This is a genomic window from Rubrobacter marinus (assembly GCF_011492965.1).
Classification (GTDB): domain Bacteria; phylum Actinomycetota; class Rubrobacteria; order Rubrobacterales; family Rubrobacteraceae; genus Rubrobacter_F; species Rubrobacter_F marinus.
Genome location: NZ_CP045121.1, coordinates 2,420,410 through 2,439,321 on the forward strand (window position 1 = coordinate 2,420,410; position 18,912 = coordinate 2,439,321).

The following is an 18,912-nucleotide window of genomic DNA, read 5'->3' on the forward strand; positions in this document are numbered from 1 at the left end:
GAACGGCGTCGACACTTGAACGCGGTAGAGCGCGTGGCCGTTGCCCTGAAGGACCGCGAGCCTGCCCTCCTGGAGCCGAGGGGCAAGCAGGCCTCCGTGGCGCTCATGCTCAGGGAGCGCGAGGGTCTGGAGATCTTCGTCATCAAACGCGCCGATAGGGTGGGGGATCTCTGGTCCGGGCACATGGCCCTCCCCGGCGGCCGGCGCGAGCCGAACGACGAGGACGCCTACGCCACCGCTCGCCGCGAGACCCTCGAGGAGGTCGGCGTGGACCTCTCCGAGGGCCAGCTCCTCGGCCGCCTCGACGACATGGGCCCGCGCAGCGCCGGGAGGCACTTCGTCGTCTCGACCTTCGTCGTCGCCCTCGACGCCGAGCCGGGCCCGCTCGACGCGAACGAGGTAGCGGAGGCGTTCTGGGTGCCGGTCGAGAAGCTGGTGGAAGAAGACGTCGAGATCGCGGACTTCCCCGGAAGCTGGCCCGCCTTCACCTACAAGGAGCGCTACGTAATCTGGGGCCTCACCCACCGCATCCTCACCCAGCTCTGGGCCCTGATCTCCTAGCCGTCGAGCCCCTCCCGGGTGAACTCCAGCGCCGTCTTCATTCGCTCCATGATGACCTCGGGGTGCGGCGTGCCGAGGGGCCACGGCTTCAGCTCCAGGCTGATCGCGCCAGGGTAGGCGCTTCCCCCGATCCCGGCGAGAAACTCCCTGAGGGGCAGCTTGCCCTTGCCGGGGAGGCGGTGCTGGTCGCCCCCGGAGAGGTCGGAGTCGGAGAGGTGGACGTGGCGGAGCTGGTCCTTGAGCCCCTCCCAGAACTCCATGAGCTCCACCCCGCTCGCCCCGACGTGGCTCGTGTCTATCGTGACGTCGCCGAGGCCCAGGAGGTGCTCGGGCCTGTGGCAGCTCTTGCGCCGGACGGTGAAACCGCGATCGGGCTTCGGCATGTTCTCGACGGCGACGGGGACGCCGAACCCGCGGGCTTCGGCCAAAGCGCCCGCGCTCCACCGCGCGAGGGGGCGTCCGGGCGGCGGCGGGTGGGCGACGACCACGGGGCCCCCGATCTTGCCGGCGAGCCGCGCGCTCCGGATCAGCGTCTCCTCGGTGCCGAGCCTCCACGCGCTTCGGTAGATGGGCGGGTGGAGGGCCACCACGGGGATGCCGTGCCTCTCGGAGAGCTCGTTGATGTACGCGTGCTGGTGCGTATCCCAGCGCTCGTCCATCATCACCTCGACCCCGTCGAAACCGGCCTCGGCCGCCCAGCCATAGACCCGATCCAGGCCGAACGGGTGCAAAGAACCCGTGCTGAAAACCACGGGCACGGCCAACTAGTGCCCCTAAGCTCGAGAAACTGCCGCACCGTCGAGGGCGAGTGGTTCTGGTAGTGGTTGTTGGCGTAGGCGAAGACCTCCCGGCCCTCCCGAGGAAGCGGTCGACGAGGTCGCTCCAGACGCGGAGGTCGTCGGTCCGGTCCTTTTTCGGCCCGTGTGCCCGTGCGGGAACTCCCGCCGGTTGCCGAGCCAGCGGATGTAGGAGAAGGGCGCCGTCGCCTCGTCGAGCCTGGGCATCCCCGGATAATCCACGAGCGTCAGGGCCGCCCCGTGTTCCCGCAGGGTCTCCTCGAGGCCCGCGTCGAACCAGCTCCGGTGGCGCACCTCGACGGCGTAGCGGAAGCCACCGGGTAGGTCCTTCAAGAAGCGGTCCAGGACCCCGGAGCCCTCCGAGGAAAAGTCCGGCGGGAGCTGCAGGAGCAGGGGGCCGAGCTTGTCCCCGAGGCCATCAATCGTCCGGACGAACGCCTCGGCCTCGGTCTTGCAGCCGACGAGGTTCTTCTCGTGCGTGATCTCGCGCGGAAACTTCGCGGCGAAGAGGAAGCCGCGGGGCGCAAGCTCGCGCCAGCGGGCGACCGTCGAGCGTTTCGGGGTGCCGTAGAAGGTCGAGTCGATCTCCACGGTCGAGAAGCTCTTGACGTAGGCCGAGAGGCGGGCGGCGGGCGGCGTCCCCGGCTCGTAGACCGTCCCCTCCCAGTCCGCGTACGACCAGCCGGAGGTGCCGAGGTAGAGCCCCCGCTCGGGCGGCGACACCTCCCCCGCGTCCTCCTCGAAAAGCTTGATCTGGAAGGGCTCCGTCATAAGAAGAACTTCGATGCTAACACAGCCCGTGCGCCCGATTTGCGAACCCGCTTCCAACCCCTCCCGTCGCGATGTACTACGCTGCCGTGATGGATCCCGTCTGCATCGAACACCCGAGGACGCGCTCGTGAAGGTCTTCTACTCGGACCAGTTCGTCCTCCCCCTGCCCGAGGGACACCGCTTCCCGATGAAGAAGTACTCCATGCTCCGCGAGCGCGTGGACGGGGCGGGCATTTGCGGCCCGGGGGAGCTGCGCGTCCCCCACGCCGTCACGGACGAGGAGGTCTTGCGCGCCCACGAGCGGGGCTACCTGCAGCACGTGGTCTCGGGGACGCTTTCGAGACAGGAGATGCGCAGGATCGGCTTCCCCTGGTCCGAGCGCATGGTCGAGCGCTCGCGCCGCGCCTCCGGCGGCACCGTCGGGGCCTGCCGGGCCGCCCTCGAAGAGGGCGTCGCCGCCAACCTCGCCGGCGGCACCCACCACGCCTTCGCCGATCGGGGCGAGGGCTTCTGCGTCCTCAACGACTCGGCCATCGCCGCCCGCACGCTCCAGGCGGAGGGCCGCGTCGGGAACGTGGTGGTCATCGACACTGACGTCCACCAGGGCAACGGCACGGCCGCCATCCTGGAGGGGGACCCCACCGTCTTCACCTTCTCCATCCACGGCGAGAAAAACTACCCCTTCCACAAGGAGACGAGCGACCTCGACGTCGGGCTCCCGACGGGGCCGACGACGGCGCGTACCTCGAAGCCCTGGAGCTCGGGCTCGAAGAGGCCCTCGACCGCGCGGGCGCGACGATGGCGATCTTTCTCGCGGGCGCCGACCCGTACGAGGGGGACGGGCTCGGCCGGCTCTCCGTGACAAAGCAAGGCCTCGGCGAGCGCGACAGGATCGTGCTGGAGGCGTGCCGGGAGCTCGGGCTCCCCGTCGCCGTCACGATGGCCGGCGGCTACTGCCCGAGGATCGAGGAGACCGTGGACATCCACTTCCGGACCGTGAAGCGGGCGGCGGAGATGGCGCAATCATGCAAACCGTGGCGAAGAGAGGAAGGTGCGGCGCGTGGCTGAAAGGGATGCGAACCCCGTATACGTGGTGCTGGGGGCGACGGGCGGGATCGGGAGCGAGCTCTCGCGCCGCCTCGCGAAGGGAGGAGCGCGGCTCGTCCTCGGGGCGCGGGACGGGGAGAGGCTCCGGTCCCTGGCCGCGGAGCTGGACGCGCTCTGCGTCGGGCTCGACGCGACGAAGCCCGAGGAGGTAGACCGAGTCTTCGCCAGGGCCGTGGAGGAGTTCGGCCGGATCGACGGGGCCGTCAACTGCGTGGGCTCGTTCATGCTCAAACCGGCCCACCTCACCAAAGACGACGAGTGGGCAGAGACGATGTCCCTCAACCTCGGCACCGCCTTCGGGACCGTCAAGGCCGCGGCGAACCACATGCCCGAGGGCGGCTCCGTGGTGCTGCTCTCCTCCGTCGCGGCGAGGGTGGGGCTCGCCAACCACGAGGCCGTCGCCGCGGCCAAGGCGGGCGTCATCGGCCTCGCCATCTCCGCCGCCACGACCTACCTCCCGAGGGGGCTGCGCATCAACGCCGTCGCCCCCGGCCTCGTCCAGACGCCCATGACCCGCAAGATCACGGCGAGCGAGACCTCCCGCACGGCCTCCGAGGAGCTACACCCCATGGGCAGGCTCGGCGAGCCCGGCGACATCGCCGCCGCCATAAGCTGGCTCCTCGCCCCCGAGGCGGGCTGGATCACGGGCCAGGTCTTCGGGGTCGACGGCGGCCTCTCGACCCTGCACCCGATGCCCCGCCGGGCCGCGCGATGAGCGCCGAAAGGACGAACACCTGCCTGGTCATCGGCGCGGGCATGTCGGGGCTCCTCGCCGCGAACAAGCTTCAGGAGGCCGGCTGGGCGGTGACCATCCTCGACAAGGGCCGGGGCGTCGGCGGCCGGATGGCGACCCGCCGCTTCGACGGCGCCTCCTTCGACCACGGCGCCCAGTTCTTCACCGCCCGCAGCGACGAGTTCAAGGGAATGGTCGCCGACTGGCAAGAGGCCGGCGCCGCGCGCGAGTGGTCCCGGGGCTTCGCCGACGCCGAGGGCAACCCGAACGAGGACGGCCACCCCCGCTACCGGGGCGCCGAGGGCATGACCTCCGTCCCCAAACACCTCGCCCGGGGCCTCGACGTCCGCACCGGGGAGAAGGTGGTCCGGGTGGACGAGGACGGCGGCACCTGGCGCCTGGAGACGGAATCCGGCACGCAAGCGACGGCCGGCGCCCTGATCGTCACCGCCCCGGTACCGCAGGCCCTCGAGATCGTCGGCTCCGGGGAGTACGAGCTGCCGGGCCCTGCGCTGGAGCAGTTGGAGGGGGTCTCCTACGACCCGTGCCTCGCGCTCATGGCCCTGCTCGACGGCCCGAGCGGCGTCCCGGAGCCGGGGGGCGTGCAGATCAAGGGCGAGCCGCTCGACTGGATCGGGGACAACGGGCTCAAGGGCATCTCTCGGGCGCCCGCCGTCACGATCCACGCCGGTCCCCAGTGGAGCCGCGAGCACTACGAGGACGACGAGGCGGAGATCACCGCCGCCCTCCTCGGGTTCGCCGGGGAATTCGTGGGCTCGAACGTCGTCTCGACCCAGCTCGCCCGCTGGCGCTACAGCTGGGTCTCCGAGCCGCACCCCGAGCCCTTCCTCCTCGCGCAGAGCGACCCCGCGCTGGTCTTCTGCGGGGACTCCTTCGCCCAGCCCAAGGTCGAGGGCGCCTCCCTCTCCGGCCTGGCCGCCGCTGGCGCCCTTCTCGGGGAAGGGTAGGCTGGGGAGGCCCGTTGGAGTACCTGCTGCTCGCCCACCTCGCCGCGACCCTCTATATGGTCGGCCTGATCTGGTTCGTGCAGATCGTGCACTACCCGCTCTTCGCCCGGGTGGGAGAGGGCGGGTTCCGGCCCTACGCCGAGGCCCACTCGCGCCTCACGAGCTACGTCGTCGGCCCGCCCATGCTCCTCGAGGCGGGGACCGCGCTCCTCCTCGTCTTCCTGCGCCCCGACGGGGTGCCGCTCTACCTCGCGCTCGTCGGGCTCGCGCTCGTCGCGGCCATCTGGCTCTCCACCGCCCTCCTGCAAGTGCCCCGCCACACCGCCCTGGGCTCCGGCTTCGACAGGACCCAGTGGCGCGGCCTCGTCGGGACGAACTGGATCCGCACGGCGGCGTGGAGCGCCCGGGGCCTCGTCGTCCTGTGGATGGCCGCGCTCGTGCTGAACTGAGCCCGGGGTTCGGGGAGAAAGTCCGGTTTGCGAAAAGTATTCGAGGTGGTACTAATACAATACAAGCCAAATCACTCCGAGACCCTCACAGAAGCGAGACGAGCGGCAGAGAAGGAGCAGGGCGATGGGAACGAGGAGAGTGGCGCTCAAGCCGCACGCGGCCAAGATCCGGCACTGGGTCGACGAGGGCCGGGGGGATGAGTGGATCGCCGGCGAGCTGAACACCACGCCCTCCAGCGTGCAGAGCTTCCGCTCGCGCAACTCGATCTACCGCCGCGACCCCGTCAGGCGCGGCCGGCTCTCGGAGCATCCCGTGGTCATCGAGGAGGACGACAGGGCCTCCTGCTCGTTACTGACGCGGCCGGCTCGGACGTCTTCGCCAAGGAGTGGCGCCACCTCGTCGGTGACTCCTCCGGGAGGTCCGGATGGTCGTCACGCAGGACCGCATCTACCTCGAAAAGGTCCAGTAGACCCTTGCCAGACGCCCCCGGCTTCCCGTAACCCTCCCCCTCGCCGCCGCCGAGCGCCTGCACGGCGCGCTCGAGGAGATGCTCGAGAACGGCCACGCCGAGCCCGGCCTCGAACGCGCCTACCGCGTCCTCGCCTGGCGCATCCTCGCCGCCAGGGGCGAGGGCCACGGCAACTCCGGCCTCGTCGCGCGCATGGCCGAGGCCGCCCGGGGCGCGGAGACCCTCGAAGAGTACGAGGCCGCCCGGGACGACGTCCTCGGCCCCATCCTCGACGGGCTGGAGAGCGCCGAGAACCGCGACCCCTAAGGGCGGGCGCAGCGTTTCGTCCGTCGCGCCGTCTTGCCCCGGGCCTTTCACAGACCCGCCTTTCCCGTGTGCTAAAACGTTCGGGAAGCCTCGTCACTGAAGAAAGGTTTGCGAATGCAGGAAGCGTCTGCCCTGGTCTCGGTGCTCGTCATCATCGCCTTCGTCGGCGGTCTCTCCCTGCTGGCGCATTGGGGAAGAAAGAACCGGGGGGCGGAGATCAGCCTGGTCGTGATCGTCCTGTTTCTCTCGTTTCTCGTAACGGGTCTGGGCGCGGTCCTGTACTTCGTCGGCAGTTCGGGCGCCGTCCCATCGAGGACCTGCCGCCCGTCCTCTCCACGACCTCGGCGCTCGTCCTCGGGCTCGCGGGCGTCCTCGGCATCGCCCTCTGCGTGCCGCCCCTGAGACGGATAACCGGCCGGTCGCGGTACGCCGGGGACGCCGGGGCCCCGAGGCGGACGACGCTACCGCGCGGACCACCTTCTGGTCGGACCCCGTGATCTTTTTCGCGCTCTGGATGTTCGTGGTGGTGCTGGCGCAGAACCTCGTCACCCTTCTCGCGTTCACCTACGCGCCGGACGCCGTCGGCGCGGTCCTCACGTCGGGTGGAAGGGTCTCGGTGCCCCTGATCATCATCAACCAGCTGCCGCTCCTGGCGATCGGCGTCCTCGGAGTGGGGCTCGGCGTCCGGCGTAACTTCCGGGAGACGCTGGCCCGGCTGGGCTACGGCCCCATAACGGCCCGCCAGCTGGGCGTCGTCGCGCTCTTCGTGGTCGCCGCCTTGGCGCTCGAGTTCGCCGCGGACGCTTTGTTCCAGGTCCTGCAGCCCGGGCTCTACGAGCGGGTCGGGGAGATCACCGGCACCACCCAGAGCCCCATCGGCTTGAGCCTGGCCTCCGCGCTCCTCTTCGCCACGGTGATCGGTCTGGGCGCCGCCGCGGGCGAGGAGACGCTGTTCCGCGGCGCCGTGCAGCCCGCGCTCGGCATCGTGGCGGCCTCCGTGCTCTGGGCCTCCCTCCACGTCCAGTACGGACCCTCGATCGTGGTGGCCTACATCTTCGTTCTCTCCATCGCCCTGGGCATCCTGCGCAACCGCATAAACACCACCGCGACCTTTATCGCGCACGCGGCCTACAACTTCATCAGCGTGCTGCTTACGTACTTCTTGAGCGTCTAGGACGGAAGCGATGATGCCCGTCGAGGACCGCGGGCTGGAGAACGGTGTGTTCTTCGGGTGATCTTAAGCGGCGAGGGTGCCGGCGACGGGGCCACGGGCGACGTCCGGGTCGAGGTTGGTGGCGATCTGCAGGAGGAGCAGGCTGACCTCGAGATCGAGGCCCTCGGCTATGCTCTCCAGGACGCGGGAGGAGGGGTCCTTCTCGCCGCGCTCGATCTCGGCCAGGTAGGAGATGGAGACGTGAGCCCCCTCGGCGACCTGCCTGAGGGTGAGCCCGCGCTCGTTGCGCGTCGCCCTGAGCGTCTCCCCGATCGCCGACAGCAGGTCGGTCTTTTTGGGCTGGGGTCGTATCTCCACGGTCTTCATGGCCTAAATTCTATACCCCGCTCCGCGCTAGCGGCAACCCGCCCGCGAGCTCCTTGACGAGCCTGACCTGACCGGCGTCGACCTCGGGCGTGTCGTAGGGCGTCTCCATGAGCGCCGGCACCCCCGGCAAACCTCCGAAAAGCTCCGTCCACGCCTCCGCCGAGACGTGCCCCTCCCCTATCCTCTTGTGCCCGTCCCGCCTGCTCCCGAGCTCGTTCTTCGCGTCGTTGAGGTGCAGGAGGGCGATCCTGCCCCGAGAGCCTCCCGAAGCTCGCCTGCGACACGGCGCGCCCCCTCCGGCGTCGAGAGGTCGTGCCCCGCGACGAAGGCGTGCGCCGTGTCCACGCAGGCCTTCACCCCGGCCTCCGCGGTCACCCGGGCGAGGTCCTCGAACGTGGCACATAGCTGCGTCCCGGCCCCACCGAGTTCTCGACGACGGGCTCCGCCGGGCGGCGCTCCCCCGACTCGCCGCCCGCGATCTCCCGCGCCAGGCCGAGCCCCTCGACCAGGCGCTCCATCCCGCCTCCTCCCCGTCGCCCCGTGGCTCCCGGAGTGGACCACGACGTAGCGGGCGCCGACGGCCCCGGCCACGACGAGCTCCGCCGCGAGGACCTCGGCCGAGCGCCTGCGGTGGTCCGGGTCCGGCGAGGCGAGGTTGATGAGGTACTTGGCGTGTACGACCACGGGGGAGAGCCCGGCCTCCCGCGCCCCCTCGACGAACTCCTCCGCGTCGGGGCGGGGCTGGGGAACGGCCCAGCCCTGCGGGTTGGAGACGAAGATCTGGACCGCCTCCAGGCCCTGCTCGCGGGCGAGGCGCAGCGTGTTCTTTACGAGCCCGCCCGAGGTCGGCAGGTGCCTCCCCACCCTCGTCGTGCGCGCGGCCCCGTTGTGTTCCGGCTCGGACATGCGGAGGATTCTAGCGCGAGCGTTGTCCTCGCGTGGTGGGAGATATAATCGACGGAAGTTTTCGAGCACGGAGGGAGCGGTTCTTATGGCCGTCGAAGGCAAGGTCGCGAAGATAATGGGCAAGGGCGAGATCGTGGTAAACCGGGGCCGCCAGCACGGCGTGCGGGCGGGCATGCTCTTCGAGATCTTCGCCCCGGAGGGCGAGGAGGTCTGGGACCCGGACACCGGCGAGACCCTCGGCACGGTCGAGGACGTGAAGGCGAAGGCCGAGGTGACGGAGGTGAAGGAGAAGCTGGCCGTCGCCCGCCTCTCCGACGCGGGCTCCCCGTTCGGGGGCGTGGGCGCCGCCGGGCTGGGCGAGATGCAGGAGAACCTCCAGCGCATCTTCGGGCAGATGTTCGGGGACAACGTCCAGGTGCAGGGCTTCGGCATGAACCCGAAGGACTCCGGCGCCGAGGACCTGGAGGACCTGCTCGGCGGCCCGCTCCAGGACCTGAGCAAGGTCCAGGTCGGGGACGCCGTCCGCGAGATCAAGCGCCGCTAGCGGCGCACTCGACGCCTCTTTGGCCTTCTCGCGCCTCCCGGTAACCTTCAGCCTCATAGCGGCCTGCGTCGTCGTCTACGTCGGCCTGGCGAGCACGGGCGCGTCCGGGACCGTCCTGAACTGCCAGCCGACGGGCGGAGGCCCGATCGCGGGCTCCCTGATCCCGGTGTGCGTCGCCGAGGGCCAGCCGTGGCGCCTCGTCACGAGCATCTTCCTGCACTCGGGCGTGACGCACCTGCTGCTGAACATGCTCTCGCTCTACTTTCTCGGCTCCTTCGCCGAGGCGTCGTTCGGACGGGGCCGCTTCTTCGCGATGTACGGCCTGAGCGGGATCGCGGGCGGCCTCGCCTACCTCTACTGGAGCGTCTTTACCGGCGCGTTCGGGCAGCCGGCCGTCGGGGCGTCGGGCGCCATCTTCGGCCTGCTCGGCGGCGTCTTCGGCTACGCCATCAGGCGCGGCACCTTCTCCGCCCGCGACCCCGTAATAGGGCAGCTCCTCCTCCTGACCGGCATAAACCTCTTCCTGGGCTTCTCGATACCGAACGTCTCCAACGCCGCCCATCTCGGCGGCCTCGCGGGCGGCCTGGTCTACGGCTTCCTGCTCGCCCCGACGGTCTTCTCGCAGAAGAGGTTCGCCCCCTTCGTCCCCGCCGTGATCACGTTGGGCATCGAGGTGATACTGCTCGGCGTCTGGTACGTCCTCGTCCTCTAGCCCCGGAGGACACGCTCGACGCCCGGGCGGCGCGCCTCTCCGGGAACCCTTAGTGGCCGAGGACGAGGGTCAGGACGAGGGTGGTGGCGATCAGGGTCCCGGCGAAGATGGGGCCCGCGAGCCTGCCGGCGCTCCCGGTCTGGGTCTCGGGGAGCAGGTGGGCGGCGCCCATGTACGCGAGCACGCCCCCGGCGGCCCCGGTCAAGACCCCGAGGGCCCCCTCGCCCGGCACGGGCAGGGCCACCGTGGAGAGGGCGGCGAGCGGGATGGCGAGCCCCAGCGCCAGGATCGTGCGCACCATCCTGGCCCGCGTCGCGCTCGTGGCCACGAGGATCGCGGCGAGCGAGAGGCCGACCGGCACCTGGTGTACGAGGATGCCCAGCCCGAGCAACCCCGAGACGGCGCTGGATTCCCCAGTGGCCGCCCCCAGCACGAAGCCGTCGGCGAGGTTGTGCACGGCCAGCCCCAGAAAGAGCGGCCAGAGCGCGCCCTCGAAGTCCCCGTCCTCGGAGAGGTGGGCGGCGTGAACGCGGCCCATCGCCTCGGCCAGGAACAGCAGCACGAACCCCGCGACGAACCCCCCGATGGCCGCCGTCCCGGCCATCTCCAGCCCCTCGGGGAAGAGATCCGCGAACGCGAGGGCCAGCAGGATGCCGGCCGCCACGGCCGCCGAGAGGGAGCGCCTCGGCCCGTTGGCCCTCTTCCCGAACAGCGCCACGAGGCTCGCCCCGGAGAAGCCGACCGTCGCGATCAGGGCCAGCAGCAGAACCCCGCTCATGCGCCCCCCATCCCCCGGCCGCTCCGCCCGGCCCCGATGGGACCAACGCGCCGCAGTTGAAACACTTTTTCAACGGTGGGCAAAACTCTCAGAGGCATTCCGCGCACCTGCCGTATACCTCCACGCTATGGGAACGGACCTCGAACCCCGGCTCTCGGGTGGGGATCCGGGCCGGGTCCAGGGGGCACTCCTCGAACTCCGAGATGTCGCCGCAGGACTCGCAGATCATGTGATGGTGGTGGTCCTCGGCGATCTCGTACCGCGCCCCGTCGCCGAGGTCCAACCGGCGCACGAGCCCGAGGGACCCGAGGAGGTCGAGCGTCCGGTACACCGTGACCATCCCGACCCCGGGACAGCGCGCCCGGATCTCCTCCAGGCTCTGGTGCTGCTCCGCCGCCAGCGCCCCCAATATCGCCACCCGCTGCGGCGTCGCCTTGTACCCGCGGCCCCGCATCTTCCCGACCGCGCCCTCAACGCTCAAACAACCCACCCCGCCTCTCCGCCGCAACTGAAAACTTTTTTCGTTTGCAGGTTATCAGGCGGGGTGGGCTGGGGCAACCCCTCCCGGTTCTAGGAGGCCGGGCTAGGAGGCCGGGCGCTTGGGCAGGCTGACGTAGACGTAGGCGTTCTCGTACTTGGCGAGGCCCAGGCGTCTGGCGACGGCGGGGGTGAGGTCTATGCCCGCGGGGTTCAGGACCTCGCGGCCGAACTCGTCCTTGCCGCGGTTGTAGTTCTCGAAGAACGCGGCCCTCGCCTCCGGCTTGCCGCGCGGCAGGTCCTTCCACATCGTCCGCTTCGCCACCGGGTCCCACCAGTTGTCGTAGGTGTTCCAGGGGCCGACCTCCTTGATCGGGGCGCTGACCCGGCGCCCGTTGAGGGTCAGCGTGGTCCTGTAGCCCCCGGCGAACTTGAGCTTGCGGTGGGGCATGGCGACCTCGAAGGTGGTGTAACCGATGTACTGGGTTGCGAAGATCCGGTACGTCCCCGGCGGCCGGGTGGCCCTGGTGCCCCTCTCGGAGCCCGCGGTGTTCGCGCCTGCCTCCCGGACCTCGTCCCTCCACTGCTCCTCGACCCAGGCTTCCAGCTCGTCCGCCCTGCCGTTCGGGAGGGTAGCCTCGACGGACCTCTTCGTCCCGCCGACGACCCGGCGCACCTTGCCGGAGTAGCCGGAGGCGGAGATCCTCTCCCGCTTCTCGGCGGTCGAGAGCCCGCGGCTACCGGCGAGTATCCTCTCGCTCTCGGCGTACACCCCGGCGAGTGTCCTGTTCTCGGCGCGGGTCCTGGCGAGCACCTCGCGGACCTGGGCGTCGCTCAGGCCGAACTCCGCGCGGAACTCCTCGACGTTCTCCGGTTCGGAGAGCAGGTAGGAGAGGACGGGCTTGTCCGGGTCGTTGTAGGCGGAGGCGGCCCCGTCCGGCCCGCTCTGCGCGTCCGAGCGCGTGCTCAGGATCGCAACCCCCGCCAATGCCACGGCGGCGAAGAGGACGAGGAAGCGCAAGAGCGCCGCCCTCCCGCCCGAACCGCCGGTCAGAGCACCAGCATCCCTCTGAAAGTACCTCACGGAGCCCCCCTCCAGTATGGCTCGCCCCCGCGTTGAGGCGGGGACGAAATTAGTTAGCCCTCAGGCTAGCAACGGGAGCGTCCCACGTCAACGGAGGGGATCACGCGCCCGCGGCAGGGGTTGCCTAGCCCGCGGAGGGCCGCTTCCTGCCCGTGCTCGCGTGGCGGAGGAAGAAGATAAGGGCGAAGGTCAGGGCGAGCACCGAGGCGACGAAGAGGTTGCCCCGGAAGTCCCCGAGGAGGAAGGCCGGGTCTATGCGCAGGGCCTCCACGAAGAAACGCCCGACCGAGTAGAGGCTCACGTAGAGGAGGAAGATGTCGCCGTTCTTCAGGCGCGAGTCGAAGCGGCGCGCGATGTAGAGGAGCACGAAGAAGACCAGGAGGTTCCAGATCGACTCGTAGAGGAACGTGGGGTGGAAGGACGCCGCGTCCGCGAAGCCCTGGGGCCGGTTCTCCGGCGCGATGCGGATGGCCCACGGCAGGTCGGACGGACGGCCGAAGAGCTCCTGGTTAAAGTAGTTCCCCCAACGGCCGATGGCCTGGGCGAGGATCAGGCCGGGCGCCACGGCGTCGGCGAACATGAGCGGGCTGATGCCGCGGAAGCGCGCGAAGATCAAGACGCCCAGGAAGCCGCCCACGACCGCGCCGTAGATCCCCAGCCCCCCGTTCCACACCTCGAAGACGCCGGGGAACGGGTCGTCGGCGTAGAGATCGTAGTCCGTCAGCACGTGGTAGACGCGCGCCCCGACGAAGCCCAGAGGGACGACGAAGAAGAGCGCGTCGAGCGCGAGGGCGCCGTCGTGGCCCCTGCGGGCGAGCTCCCGGGAGGTGATAAAGGTCGCGACCGCGATCCCGAGGGCGATGCACAGGCCATACCAGCGCATGGCTAAGGGGCCGGCCTCGAAGATGATCGGGGACGGCGGGCTCGGCAGCGAGAGGGCCATCAGGACGTGCGACAACGGAACTCCTTCACTCGCGCCGGTCCCCCCCTAGTAGGAGGAGACCGGTGGGTAGACGGCGGGATCTGCGGGCGGCGTGTAGACCGGCTCCGAGTATACCGGCGGGGCGTAGCCCGGGGTCGGCGCGGCGATCGCGTTGGGGCCGCCGACGCTGGAGGTCGGGGCCACCGACTCCGCGAGGCCCGGGCCCGAGGGCGAGGCGTCGACGCTCGCCTCCGAGTCGGGGCGCCCCTCGGGGGCGGGCCCGGAGGCCGTCCGGTACGGGTCCTCCGATGCCTGCTCGACGTCGTAGTACGCCTCTATAACGTGGCGCGCGGCCGGGGCCGAGGTGACCTCGCTGCCCTGCTCGAAGGCGCCGCCGCCCTCGATCATCGTGACGACGACGAGGGGGCGCTCCTGGTTCTCGGCCCAGCCGGCGAACCAGTTCACGAACTTGCCGCCCGTCATCTCGCCGGTGCCCGTCTTGCCGACGATCGGCAGGCGCGAGCCCTTGAAGGAGTTCTCCGCGGTCCCCTTCTCGGCGGTGACCTTCCTCATGCCCTCGATGGTGTTCTCGAGGAACGCCGGATCGACGCCCTCGAGCTTGCCCGCGGGCTCGGGCGAGATCTCCTGCACGACCTCGCCGTTCTGGTCGCGGACCTCGCGCCCTATGTGCGGGGTGACGAGGGTGCCGCCGTTGTGGATCGCGGCGTAGCCGCGGATAAGCTGCGCCGGGGTGACGAGGAGGTCGCCCTGGCCTATGGAGAGGTTCACCCACCGGCCGACGGTCCACAGCTTGTCGTCCGGGGTGCCTCCGGCCTCCTCCTGCCACTGACGGGTGGGGACGCGCCCCGAGGCCTCGCCGGGGAGATCCGTGCCGGTCGGGGAGCCGAAGCCAAACCGCTCGTAGAACTTCGGCAGCCAGTTCTCGTCGTCGGTGGCGTTCCAGATCCAGTCGGCGACCTGGTAGAAGAACTTGTTGTTCGAGTCGCCGAGGGCCTCGGCGTAGTTCTGGGTGCCGTGGGGGCCGAGCACGTCGTACTTGGGGCTGTTCTCGCGCCAGCTCTGCCAGCAGCCGCCGACCGAGCCCCGCGGGCGCCAGCACTCGCCCGTGTCGGTGACCGTCGTGGTCGCGTCGATTATGCCGTAGACGAGGCCAGCCATGCCGGTGAAGACCTTGAAGGTGGAGGCGGCGGGGTACGCCCCCGCGATGGCGCGGTTGGCGAACGGGGCGTTGGCGTACTCGGAGTTCAGGTAATCGAACTGCTCGACCTCCTCGGCGCCCGTGATGCCGCCGACGAAGAGCTGCGGGTCGAACGTGGGACGGCTCACCATCGCGAGGATCTCGCCGTTCTCCGGGTTCATGGCGACGATCGCGCCGCCCGAGCCCTCGTAGCCGTTCTCCTGCGCGCGGGCGATGGCGGCGTCGAGCTCGTCCTCGGCGGTCTGCTGCAGCTCCGCGTCGATGGTGAGCGCGAGGTCCTTGCCGGGGACGGGGTCGGTGATGCGGGCGGGCTCCCCGCGCTCGGGGATCTCCTCCTCGCGCCCGTCGAAGCGGCTGCCGTCGGCCCTGCGGACCTCGACCTCGCGGCCGAGGGCGTCGACGTTGTACTCCTTCCTGCCGGGGGTGCCGCGCAGGATCTCCTCGTAGGCGAGCTCCGCCCCGCCCTTGCCGACGACGGCGTCCTGCTCCAGCCCGTCGTAGAGGCCGCCCGCCGCGAGCTCCTCCGGCGTGACGGCGCCGGTGTAGCCTAAGACGTGCGAGGCGAGCGAGTTCTCCGGGTAGTTGCGGACGTAGTCGTCGTTCACGACGAGGCCCTTGAACTCCTCGGTCCTCTCGCTGACGTACATGACGTCCTCGCGGCTCGCGTTCTCCTTGACGAGCATCGGGCTGTACTGGTTGCCGGACTCCAGCGCCGCGTCGTACTGGGCGAGGACGGCCTCCGTGTCCGACTCCAGGATGCCGGCGAGCTCCTCGACCTTCTCGCGCGGGATGGCGTTGGGGACGATGGTGACGTTCAGGCCGGGGACGTTGTTCGCCAAGACCTTGCCATCGCGGTCGTAGATCACGCCGCGCTGCGCCGGGATCTTGACCTCGCGCGTGTGGGTGTTCTGGGCGTAGCTCGTGTGCTCCTGGCCGGTGATGACCTGGAGGTACCAGAGCCTGAAACCCAGGGTCAGGAAGACGGCCGCGACCGCCATCGCGAGCGCGACGACGCGGACCTGCATCTTGGCTTTGGTGATGGACGGCTCGGGCTCCTTCTTTCTCGAAGGCCCCTTCTTGCCCGGGCGCTTTACGCGCCCTACGTCGACCGGCGGTCTCGTCCGCAGCACTCTCTAGGTTCCCCCCCTACGGTGTTCTCTTCTCAACTCTTCGCGTCCAGCCACCCCGGCTACCAAGGCGCTACCCCTAGGCGACCTTCTCCGCCTGCACTATGAGGCGTCGGGAGTAGTCCGGCAGCGTGCACGTCTGCAGCGTGAGCACGTCCTTGCCCGGCACCGGCCGGGTGACCTCCAGGTTGGTCGGCTCCACGACGACCTCCTTGAAGACCCTGTACGTGTACTCCCTGCCGTCGGCGTCCCTGACCGAGATCTCGTCGCCGTTCTCCAGGACGTCGAGGTCCCAGAAGGCGAGAAACGAGTCGGTGTTGGGGTAGCCCAGGCGGTGGCCGGCGATGTACACGTTGGCCCCGTCCTCCCACGGAAAGCCCGTCCCCTGGAGGTGGATGCCGAGGTAGTCCTTGAGCTTGGCCTCGTCGTCCCCGCGCGCGTCCGGCACGGCGGCCTCGAAGACCTCCATATCGGGGATGCTGACCGTGAGGGTCTTGTCCTCCGGGGCCTCCTCGGAACCCTCGGGCTCCGGGCGGGCCGCGCCGGTCGACTCCTCGAGGACGGGCACGTTGAAGTCCGAGGGATCGCCGGCCTCCCCCTCGTCCCCGCCCGCGTTGCCCAGAAGGTCGGCGCCGAGAAAGAAGCTCGCGATCAGGGCGACGCCCGCCCCTATGAGGGCAAGGCTCAACAAGCTCAAGATCGTGCTCTTGATACGCATCCTCCCTCTGGGTACGTCCAAACCCGCCACCTCAAGAACGCAACCCATTGTATCCGAAAAAAACACACCTACTAGGCCCGGCGCCGGAGGGCTAGCGCTCGACGACGAACGACTTGCGCACGGCGGGCGCCCGGCCTCGCCGCCGGGGAGCCCGAGATCTCCACGGTGTAGTTGCCGGGGGGACGGGATCCCCGGACTCCGTCTGCAGGGCGAACTTCACGACCCCCGAGGCCCCGCCCTCGCCGGAGCTCAACTGGTCCTCCTGCTCGTCGACGGCCCGGATCCCGCCGTCCTCCCCGAAGAAGAGCGAGAGGGCCGAGCCGCTCCCCGATCTTCGCACCTCGGCCCGCATGTCCTCCCCGGTCGGCAGGTCCTCGACGCTCAGGTAGACGTAGACCGTCTCGGGCCGCTCCCCGAAGTAGTTGACGTCCGGCGGCGGGTAGAGCCTGTTCTCGGCGCTCACCGCGACGTCGCGGACGCTGGGCGAGACGATCTCCTCCCCGGGCGTGAAGTTCTCCGCCCTGAGAAACGCCTCCACGACGAGCCACAGCGCCACGAGCGCGACCGCGACGAGCACGAAGAGCGGCCACCGGCGCCCCGCCCCCCTGGTCTTGGTGTTCGGGAGCGCGGTCACGCGGCCTCCCCGATCGCGCCGCGGCCCGCGGCCCGGGAACGCCTCCACAACAGGAGCGTTGCGGCGTTGTGCAGGGCGTGGGCGACCACAGGGGCGAGGAGACCCCGGTCCACGCGTAGAGCGCGCCGAAGAGGAAGCCCGCCCCCACGGCCCAGAGCGTCCACAGGAGGTAGCGTCTGTCCGGGCCGACGTGGAGGGCGCCGAACAGGAGCGAGGAGGCCACGATCCCGATCTCCGGTTGCAGCGCCCCCCTGAAGAGGGCCTCCTCCCCCACGCCGGAGAGGACGGCGAGCCCGACGAGGTCGCGCCCGCGCGCGCCGTCGACCAGGAGCGGCGCTACCTTCTCGGCGAGCTTGCGGTAGAAGGGGAGGAGCCCGTAGGCGAGCAGGCCGAGGGCGACGGTCCCGAAGGCGGTCGCGACGCCTAGGGCGAGGCCGGAGGCGGGCGAGGCGCCGGGGTCGAAGACGTTGCGGCCGGAGAGCGCGCCGATGCCGGCGGCCAGGAGGATCAGGATGCCGTAGAAGAGGGCGGCCGTCCGTAGCAGGCGGGGGCCCATCAAGGGGCCTTCGGGCGGTCTGCACAGGCCATCATAGTCCGCTATTGTACCGAAGGCGCGGGGCGATCAAGCCCCAAGAAGCGGGACCGTACCACCCGGCAGGTAGAAGGGGAGCGTAGTGATCGACGAGTCAATCTTCAAGGCCTACGACATCCGGGGGCTCTACCCCGACGCCCTGAACGAAGACGTGGCGCGGGACATCGGACGGGCCTACGTCTACCACCTCGGGCTCGGCGGCTCGCGCGTCGTGGTGGGCCGCGACATGCGCCTCTCCGGCGACGCCCTGAAGGAGGCCTTCGTCCGGGGCGTCACCGAGGCCGGGGCGGACGTCCTCGACCTCGGGCTCGTCTCGACGGACGCCCTATACTTCGCCGTCGGACACCTCGAGGAGCACGGGGGCGCCATGATCACGGCGTCGCACAACCCTAAGGACTACAACGGCCTCAAGCTCTGCCGCGAGCAGGCGATCGCCCTCTCCGGCGAGGAGGGCATAAACCAGATCCGGGACCTCATCGTCGAGGACAGGCTGCCGGGCCCGGCCGAGTACGCGGGCTCCGTCGAGGAGGGCGACGTCGCCAAGGAGTACGCCGAGCACTGCCGCGGCTTCATAAGCACGGACGGCCTGCGACCGTTGAAGATCGTGGTCGACGCCGGCAACGGGATGGCGGGGAAGATGCTCCCGCCGATCTTCGAGGGCCTCCCGTTCGAGTACGTGCCGATGTACTTCGAGCTCGACGGCTCCTTCCCGAACCACCCGCCGAACCCCATAGAGCCCGAGAACATGGAGGAGCTCCAGCGACGCGTCGTCGAGGAGGGCGCGGACTTCGGGGCCGCCTTCGACGGCGACGCCGACCGGTGCTTTATCGTGGACGAGGGGGGGAACACGATCGGGGGCGACATCCTCGCCACCCTCGTCGCCAAGAGCGTCCTGGAGAAGGAGCCGGGGGCGGCGATCGTCTACAGCGCCGTCTGCTCGAAGGCCCTCCCCGAGCTCGTGCGCCGCGAGGGCGGCCGTCCCATCCGCACCAAGGCCGGCCACTCCATCATCAAGCCGCAGATGCGCTCCAACGACGCGGCGTTCGGCGGCGAGCACTCCGGGCACTTCTACTTCAGGGACAACTACTTCGCCGACTCGGGCATCATCGCCATGCTCACCGCCGCCGAGCTCGTCGCCCGCCAGGACGGCCCCCTCTCCAAGCTCATCTCCCCCATCGACACCTACGTCCGCTCCGGGGAGATCAACTCGGAGGTCGAGGACCAGGAGGCGACCCTGCGAGCGGTCGAAGAGAGCTACGGGGAGCGCGAGGGCGCCGAGGTGGACCACCTCGACGGCCTGACCGTGGACCTCGGCGCCTGGTGGTTCAACCTGAGGCCCTCGAACACCGAGCCCCTCCTCCGCCTGAACGTCGAGGCGAAGGACGCCGAGACGCTGGAGCGCGAGCGCGACGCGCTGCTGGAGATGATCAGGGGCTAGAGCCCAAAGCTCCGGTTCCACGACCGATCAAAGAGGAGGGGGGTCCCCGCCGATCGGCG

Annotated in this window: 22 protein-coding genes and 2 pseudogenes; 12 read left to right on the forward strand and 12 right to left on the reverse strand. The window is 70.0% G+C overall.

Translation table 11 applies throughout. The features are described 5' to 3' along the window. The first annotated feature begins 15 nt into the window (after positions 1-15). On the forward strand, positions 16-561 hold the full coding sequence (locus tag GBA65_RS12455) for an NUDIX hydrolase (protein WP_207955725.1): 546 nt from the start codon (positions 16-18) through the stop codon (positions 559-561). Here GBA65_RS12455 and GBA65_RS12460 read toward each other — a convergent pair. Together GBA65_RS12460 and GBA65_RS12465 are read right to left on the reverse strand one after the other, a co-directional pair. Further along, positions 558-1,319 carry a sugar phosphate isomerase/epimerase family protein gene (locus GBA65_RS12460; protein WP_228281973.1) on the reverse strand — a complete coding sequence of 254 codons (762 nt, stop codon included), beginning with the start codon at positions 1,317-1,319 and terminating at the stop codon, positions 558-560. The genes GBA65_RS12455 and GBA65_RS12460 overlap by 4 nt on opposite strands. 15 nt (positions 1,320-1,334) lie before the next feature. After that, complete coding sequence (locus GBA65_RS12465) at positions 1,335-2,129, reverse strand: DUF72 domain-containing protein (protein WP_166396830.1); 795 nt, start codon at positions 2,127-2,129, stop codon at positions 1,335-1,337. Between the two features lie 127 nt (positions 2,130-2,256). Here GBA65_RS12465 and GBA65_RS12470 point away from each other — a divergent pair. The 7 genes and pseudogenes from GBA65_RS12470 to GBA65_RS12500 all read left to right on the forward strand — a co-directional run bounded on the left by GBA65_RS12470 (position 2,257) and on the right by GBA65_RS12500 (position 7,336). Further along, positions 2,257-3,197, forward strand: a pseudogene (locus GBA65_RS12470) (histone deacetylase family protein). Continuing rightward, positions 3,190-3,951 carry an SDR family NAD(P)-dependent oxidoreductase gene (locus GBA65_RS12475; RefSeq protein ID WP_166396831.1) on the forward strand — a complete coding sequence of 254 codons (762 nt, stop codon included), beginning with the start codon at positions 3,190-3,192 and terminating at the stop codon, positions 3,949-3,951. Before GBA65_RS12470 ends, GBA65_RS12475 begins: the two are co-directional and overlap by 8 nt. Then, positions 3,948-4,937, forward strand: a complete 990-nt coding sequence (locus GBA65_RS12480) for an NAD(P)/FAD-dependent oxidoreductase (protein ID WP_166396832.1) — start codon at positions 3,948-3,950, stop codon at positions 4,935-4,937. The genes GBA65_RS12475 and GBA65_RS12480 overlap by 4 nt, the downstream gene beginning before the upstream one ends. A gap of 14 nt (positions 4,938-4,951) precedes the next feature. Further along, positions 4,952-5,386, forward strand: coding sequence for a hypothetical protein (locus GBA65_RS12485; protein WP_207955728.1), 435 nt, complete (start codon positions 4,952-4,954; stop codon positions 5,384-5,386). Between the two features lie 548 nt (positions 5,387-5,934). Then, the gene (locus tag GBA65_RS12490) at positions 5,935-6,162 is read left to right on the forward strand and encodes a hypothetical protein (RefSeq protein ID WP_166396833.1); all 228 of its coding nucleotides are present in this window, start codon (positions 5,935-5,937) and stop codon (positions 6,160-6,162) included. Between the two features lie 114 nt (positions 6,163-6,276). Then, complete coding sequence (locus tag GBA65_RS12495) at positions 6,277-6,564, forward strand: hypothetical protein (protein WP_166396834.1); 288 nt, start codon at positions 6,277-6,279, stop codon at positions 6,562-6,564. Positions 6,565-6,655: 91 nt separating this feature from the next. Beyond that, on the forward strand, positions 6,656-7,336 hold the full coding sequence (locus GBA65_RS12500) for a CPBP family intramembrane glutamic endopeptidase (protein ID WP_166396835.1): 681 nt from the start codon (positions 6,656-6,658) through the stop codon (positions 7,334-7,336). A 63-nt stretch (positions 7,337-7,399) separates the two neighbouring features. Here GBA65_RS12500 and GBA65_RS12505 read toward each other — a convergent pair whose 3' ends face one another. Both GBA65_RS12505 and GBA65_RS12510 read right to left on the reverse strand, forming a co-directional pair. Continuing rightward, a complete protein-coding gene (locus GBA65_RS12505; protein ID WP_166396836.1) occupies positions 7,400-7,702 on the reverse strand; it encodes a helix-turn-helix domain-containing protein in 303 nt (100 codons plus the stop codon). A 177-nt stretch (positions 7,703-7,879) separates the two neighbouring features. Continuing rightward, positions 7,880-8,608 (reverse strand): TIM barrel protein, encoded by a 729-nt coding sequence (locus GBA65_RS12510; protein WP_166396837.1) that lies wholly within the window; start codon positions 8,606-8,608, stop codon positions 7,880-7,882. 85 nt (positions 8,609-8,693) lie between these two features. Between GBA65_RS12510 and GBA65_RS12515 the strand changes: the two genes are divergently transcribed. Next, positions 8,694-9,152, forward strand: a complete 459-nt coding sequence (locus tag GBA65_RS12515) for a FlgT C-terminal domain-containing protein (RefSeq protein ID WP_166396838.1) — start codon at positions 8,694-8,696, stop codon at positions 9,150-9,152. A gap of 19 nt (positions 9,153-9,171) precedes the next feature. After that, positions 9,172-9,864, forward strand: a complete 693-nt coding sequence (locus GBA65_RS12520; protein WP_166396839.1) for a rhomboid family intramembrane serine protease — start codon at positions 9,172-9,174, stop codon at positions 9,862-9,864. A gap of 49 nt (positions 9,865-9,913) precedes the next feature. On the opposite strand, the gene GBA65_RS12525 is transcribed toward GBA65_RS12520, so the two are convergent. From GBA65_RS12525 to GBA65_RS26500, 8 genes and pseudogenes are all read right to left on the reverse strand, one after another. Continuing rightward, positions 9,914-10,642 carry a ZIP family metal transporter gene (locus GBA65_RS12525; protein ID WP_166396840.1) on the reverse strand — a complete coding sequence of 243 codons (729 nt, stop codon included), beginning with the start codon at positions 10,640-10,642 and terminating at the stop codon, positions 9,914-9,916. 88 nt (positions 10,643-10,730) lie between these two features. Beyond that, positions 10,731-11,123: a Fur family transcriptional regulator gene (locus GBA65_RS12530; protein ID WP_207955729.1), complete on the reverse strand. Its 393-nt coding sequence runs from the start codon at positions 11,121-11,123 to the stop codon at positions 10,731-10,733. Between the two features lie 102 nt (positions 11,124-11,225). Next, positions 11,226-12,203 (reverse strand): hypothetical protein, encoded by a 978-nt coding sequence (locus GBA65_RS12535; RefSeq protein WP_166396841.1) that lies wholly within the window; start codon positions 12,201-12,203, stop codon positions 11,226-11,228. Between the two features lie 124 nt (positions 12,204-12,327). Continuing rightward, positions 12,328-13,161, reverse strand: a complete 834-nt coding sequence (gene lgt, locus GBA65_RS12540) for a prolipoprotein diacylglyceryl transferase (RefSeq protein WP_166396842.1) — start codon at positions 13,159-13,161, stop codon at positions 12,328-12,330. Positions 13,162-13,191: 30 nt separating this feature from the next. Then, a complete protein-coding gene (gene mrdA, locus GBA65_RS12545) occupies positions 13,192-15,474 on the reverse strand; it encodes a penicillin-binding protein 2 (RefSeq protein ID WP_166396843.1) in 2,283 nt (760 codons plus the stop codon). Positions 15,475-15,550: 76 nt separating this feature from the next. Beyond that, positions 15,551-16,189 (reverse strand): class E sortase, encoded by a 639-nt coding sequence (locus GBA65_RS12550; RefSeq protein ID WP_228281302.1) that lies wholly within the window; start codon positions 16,187-16,189, stop codon positions 15,551-15,553. Between the two features lie 91 nt (positions 16,190-16,280). After that, complete coding sequence (locus GBA65_RS24400) at positions 16,281-16,823, reverse strand: hypothetical protein (RefSeq protein WP_166396845.1); 543 nt, start codon at positions 16,821-16,823, stop codon at positions 16,281-16,283. 163 nt (positions 16,824-16,986) lie between these two features. Beyond that, positions 16,987-17,097 (reverse strand): annotated as a pseudogene (locus GBA65_RS26500) (CPBP family intramembrane glutamate endopeptidase); the annotation flags it as partial. Between GBA65_RS26500 and GBA65_RS24405 the strand changes: the two are divergent. Next, a complete protein-coding gene (locus GBA65_RS24405; protein WP_228281303.1) occupies positions 17,062-17,250 on the forward strand; it encodes a hypothetical protein in 189 nt (62 codons plus the stop codon). The pseudogene GBA65_RS26500 and the gene GBA65_RS24405 overlap by 36 nt on opposite strands. A 247-nt stretch (positions 17,251-17,497) precedes the next feature. Next, entirely contained in the window at positions 17,498-18,853 is a 1,356-nt protein-coding gene (locus tag GBA65_RS12565; RefSeq protein ID WP_166396846.1) for a phosphomannomutase/phosphoglucomutase, read from the forward strand. Positions 18,854-18,912 lie beyond the last annotated feature (59 nt).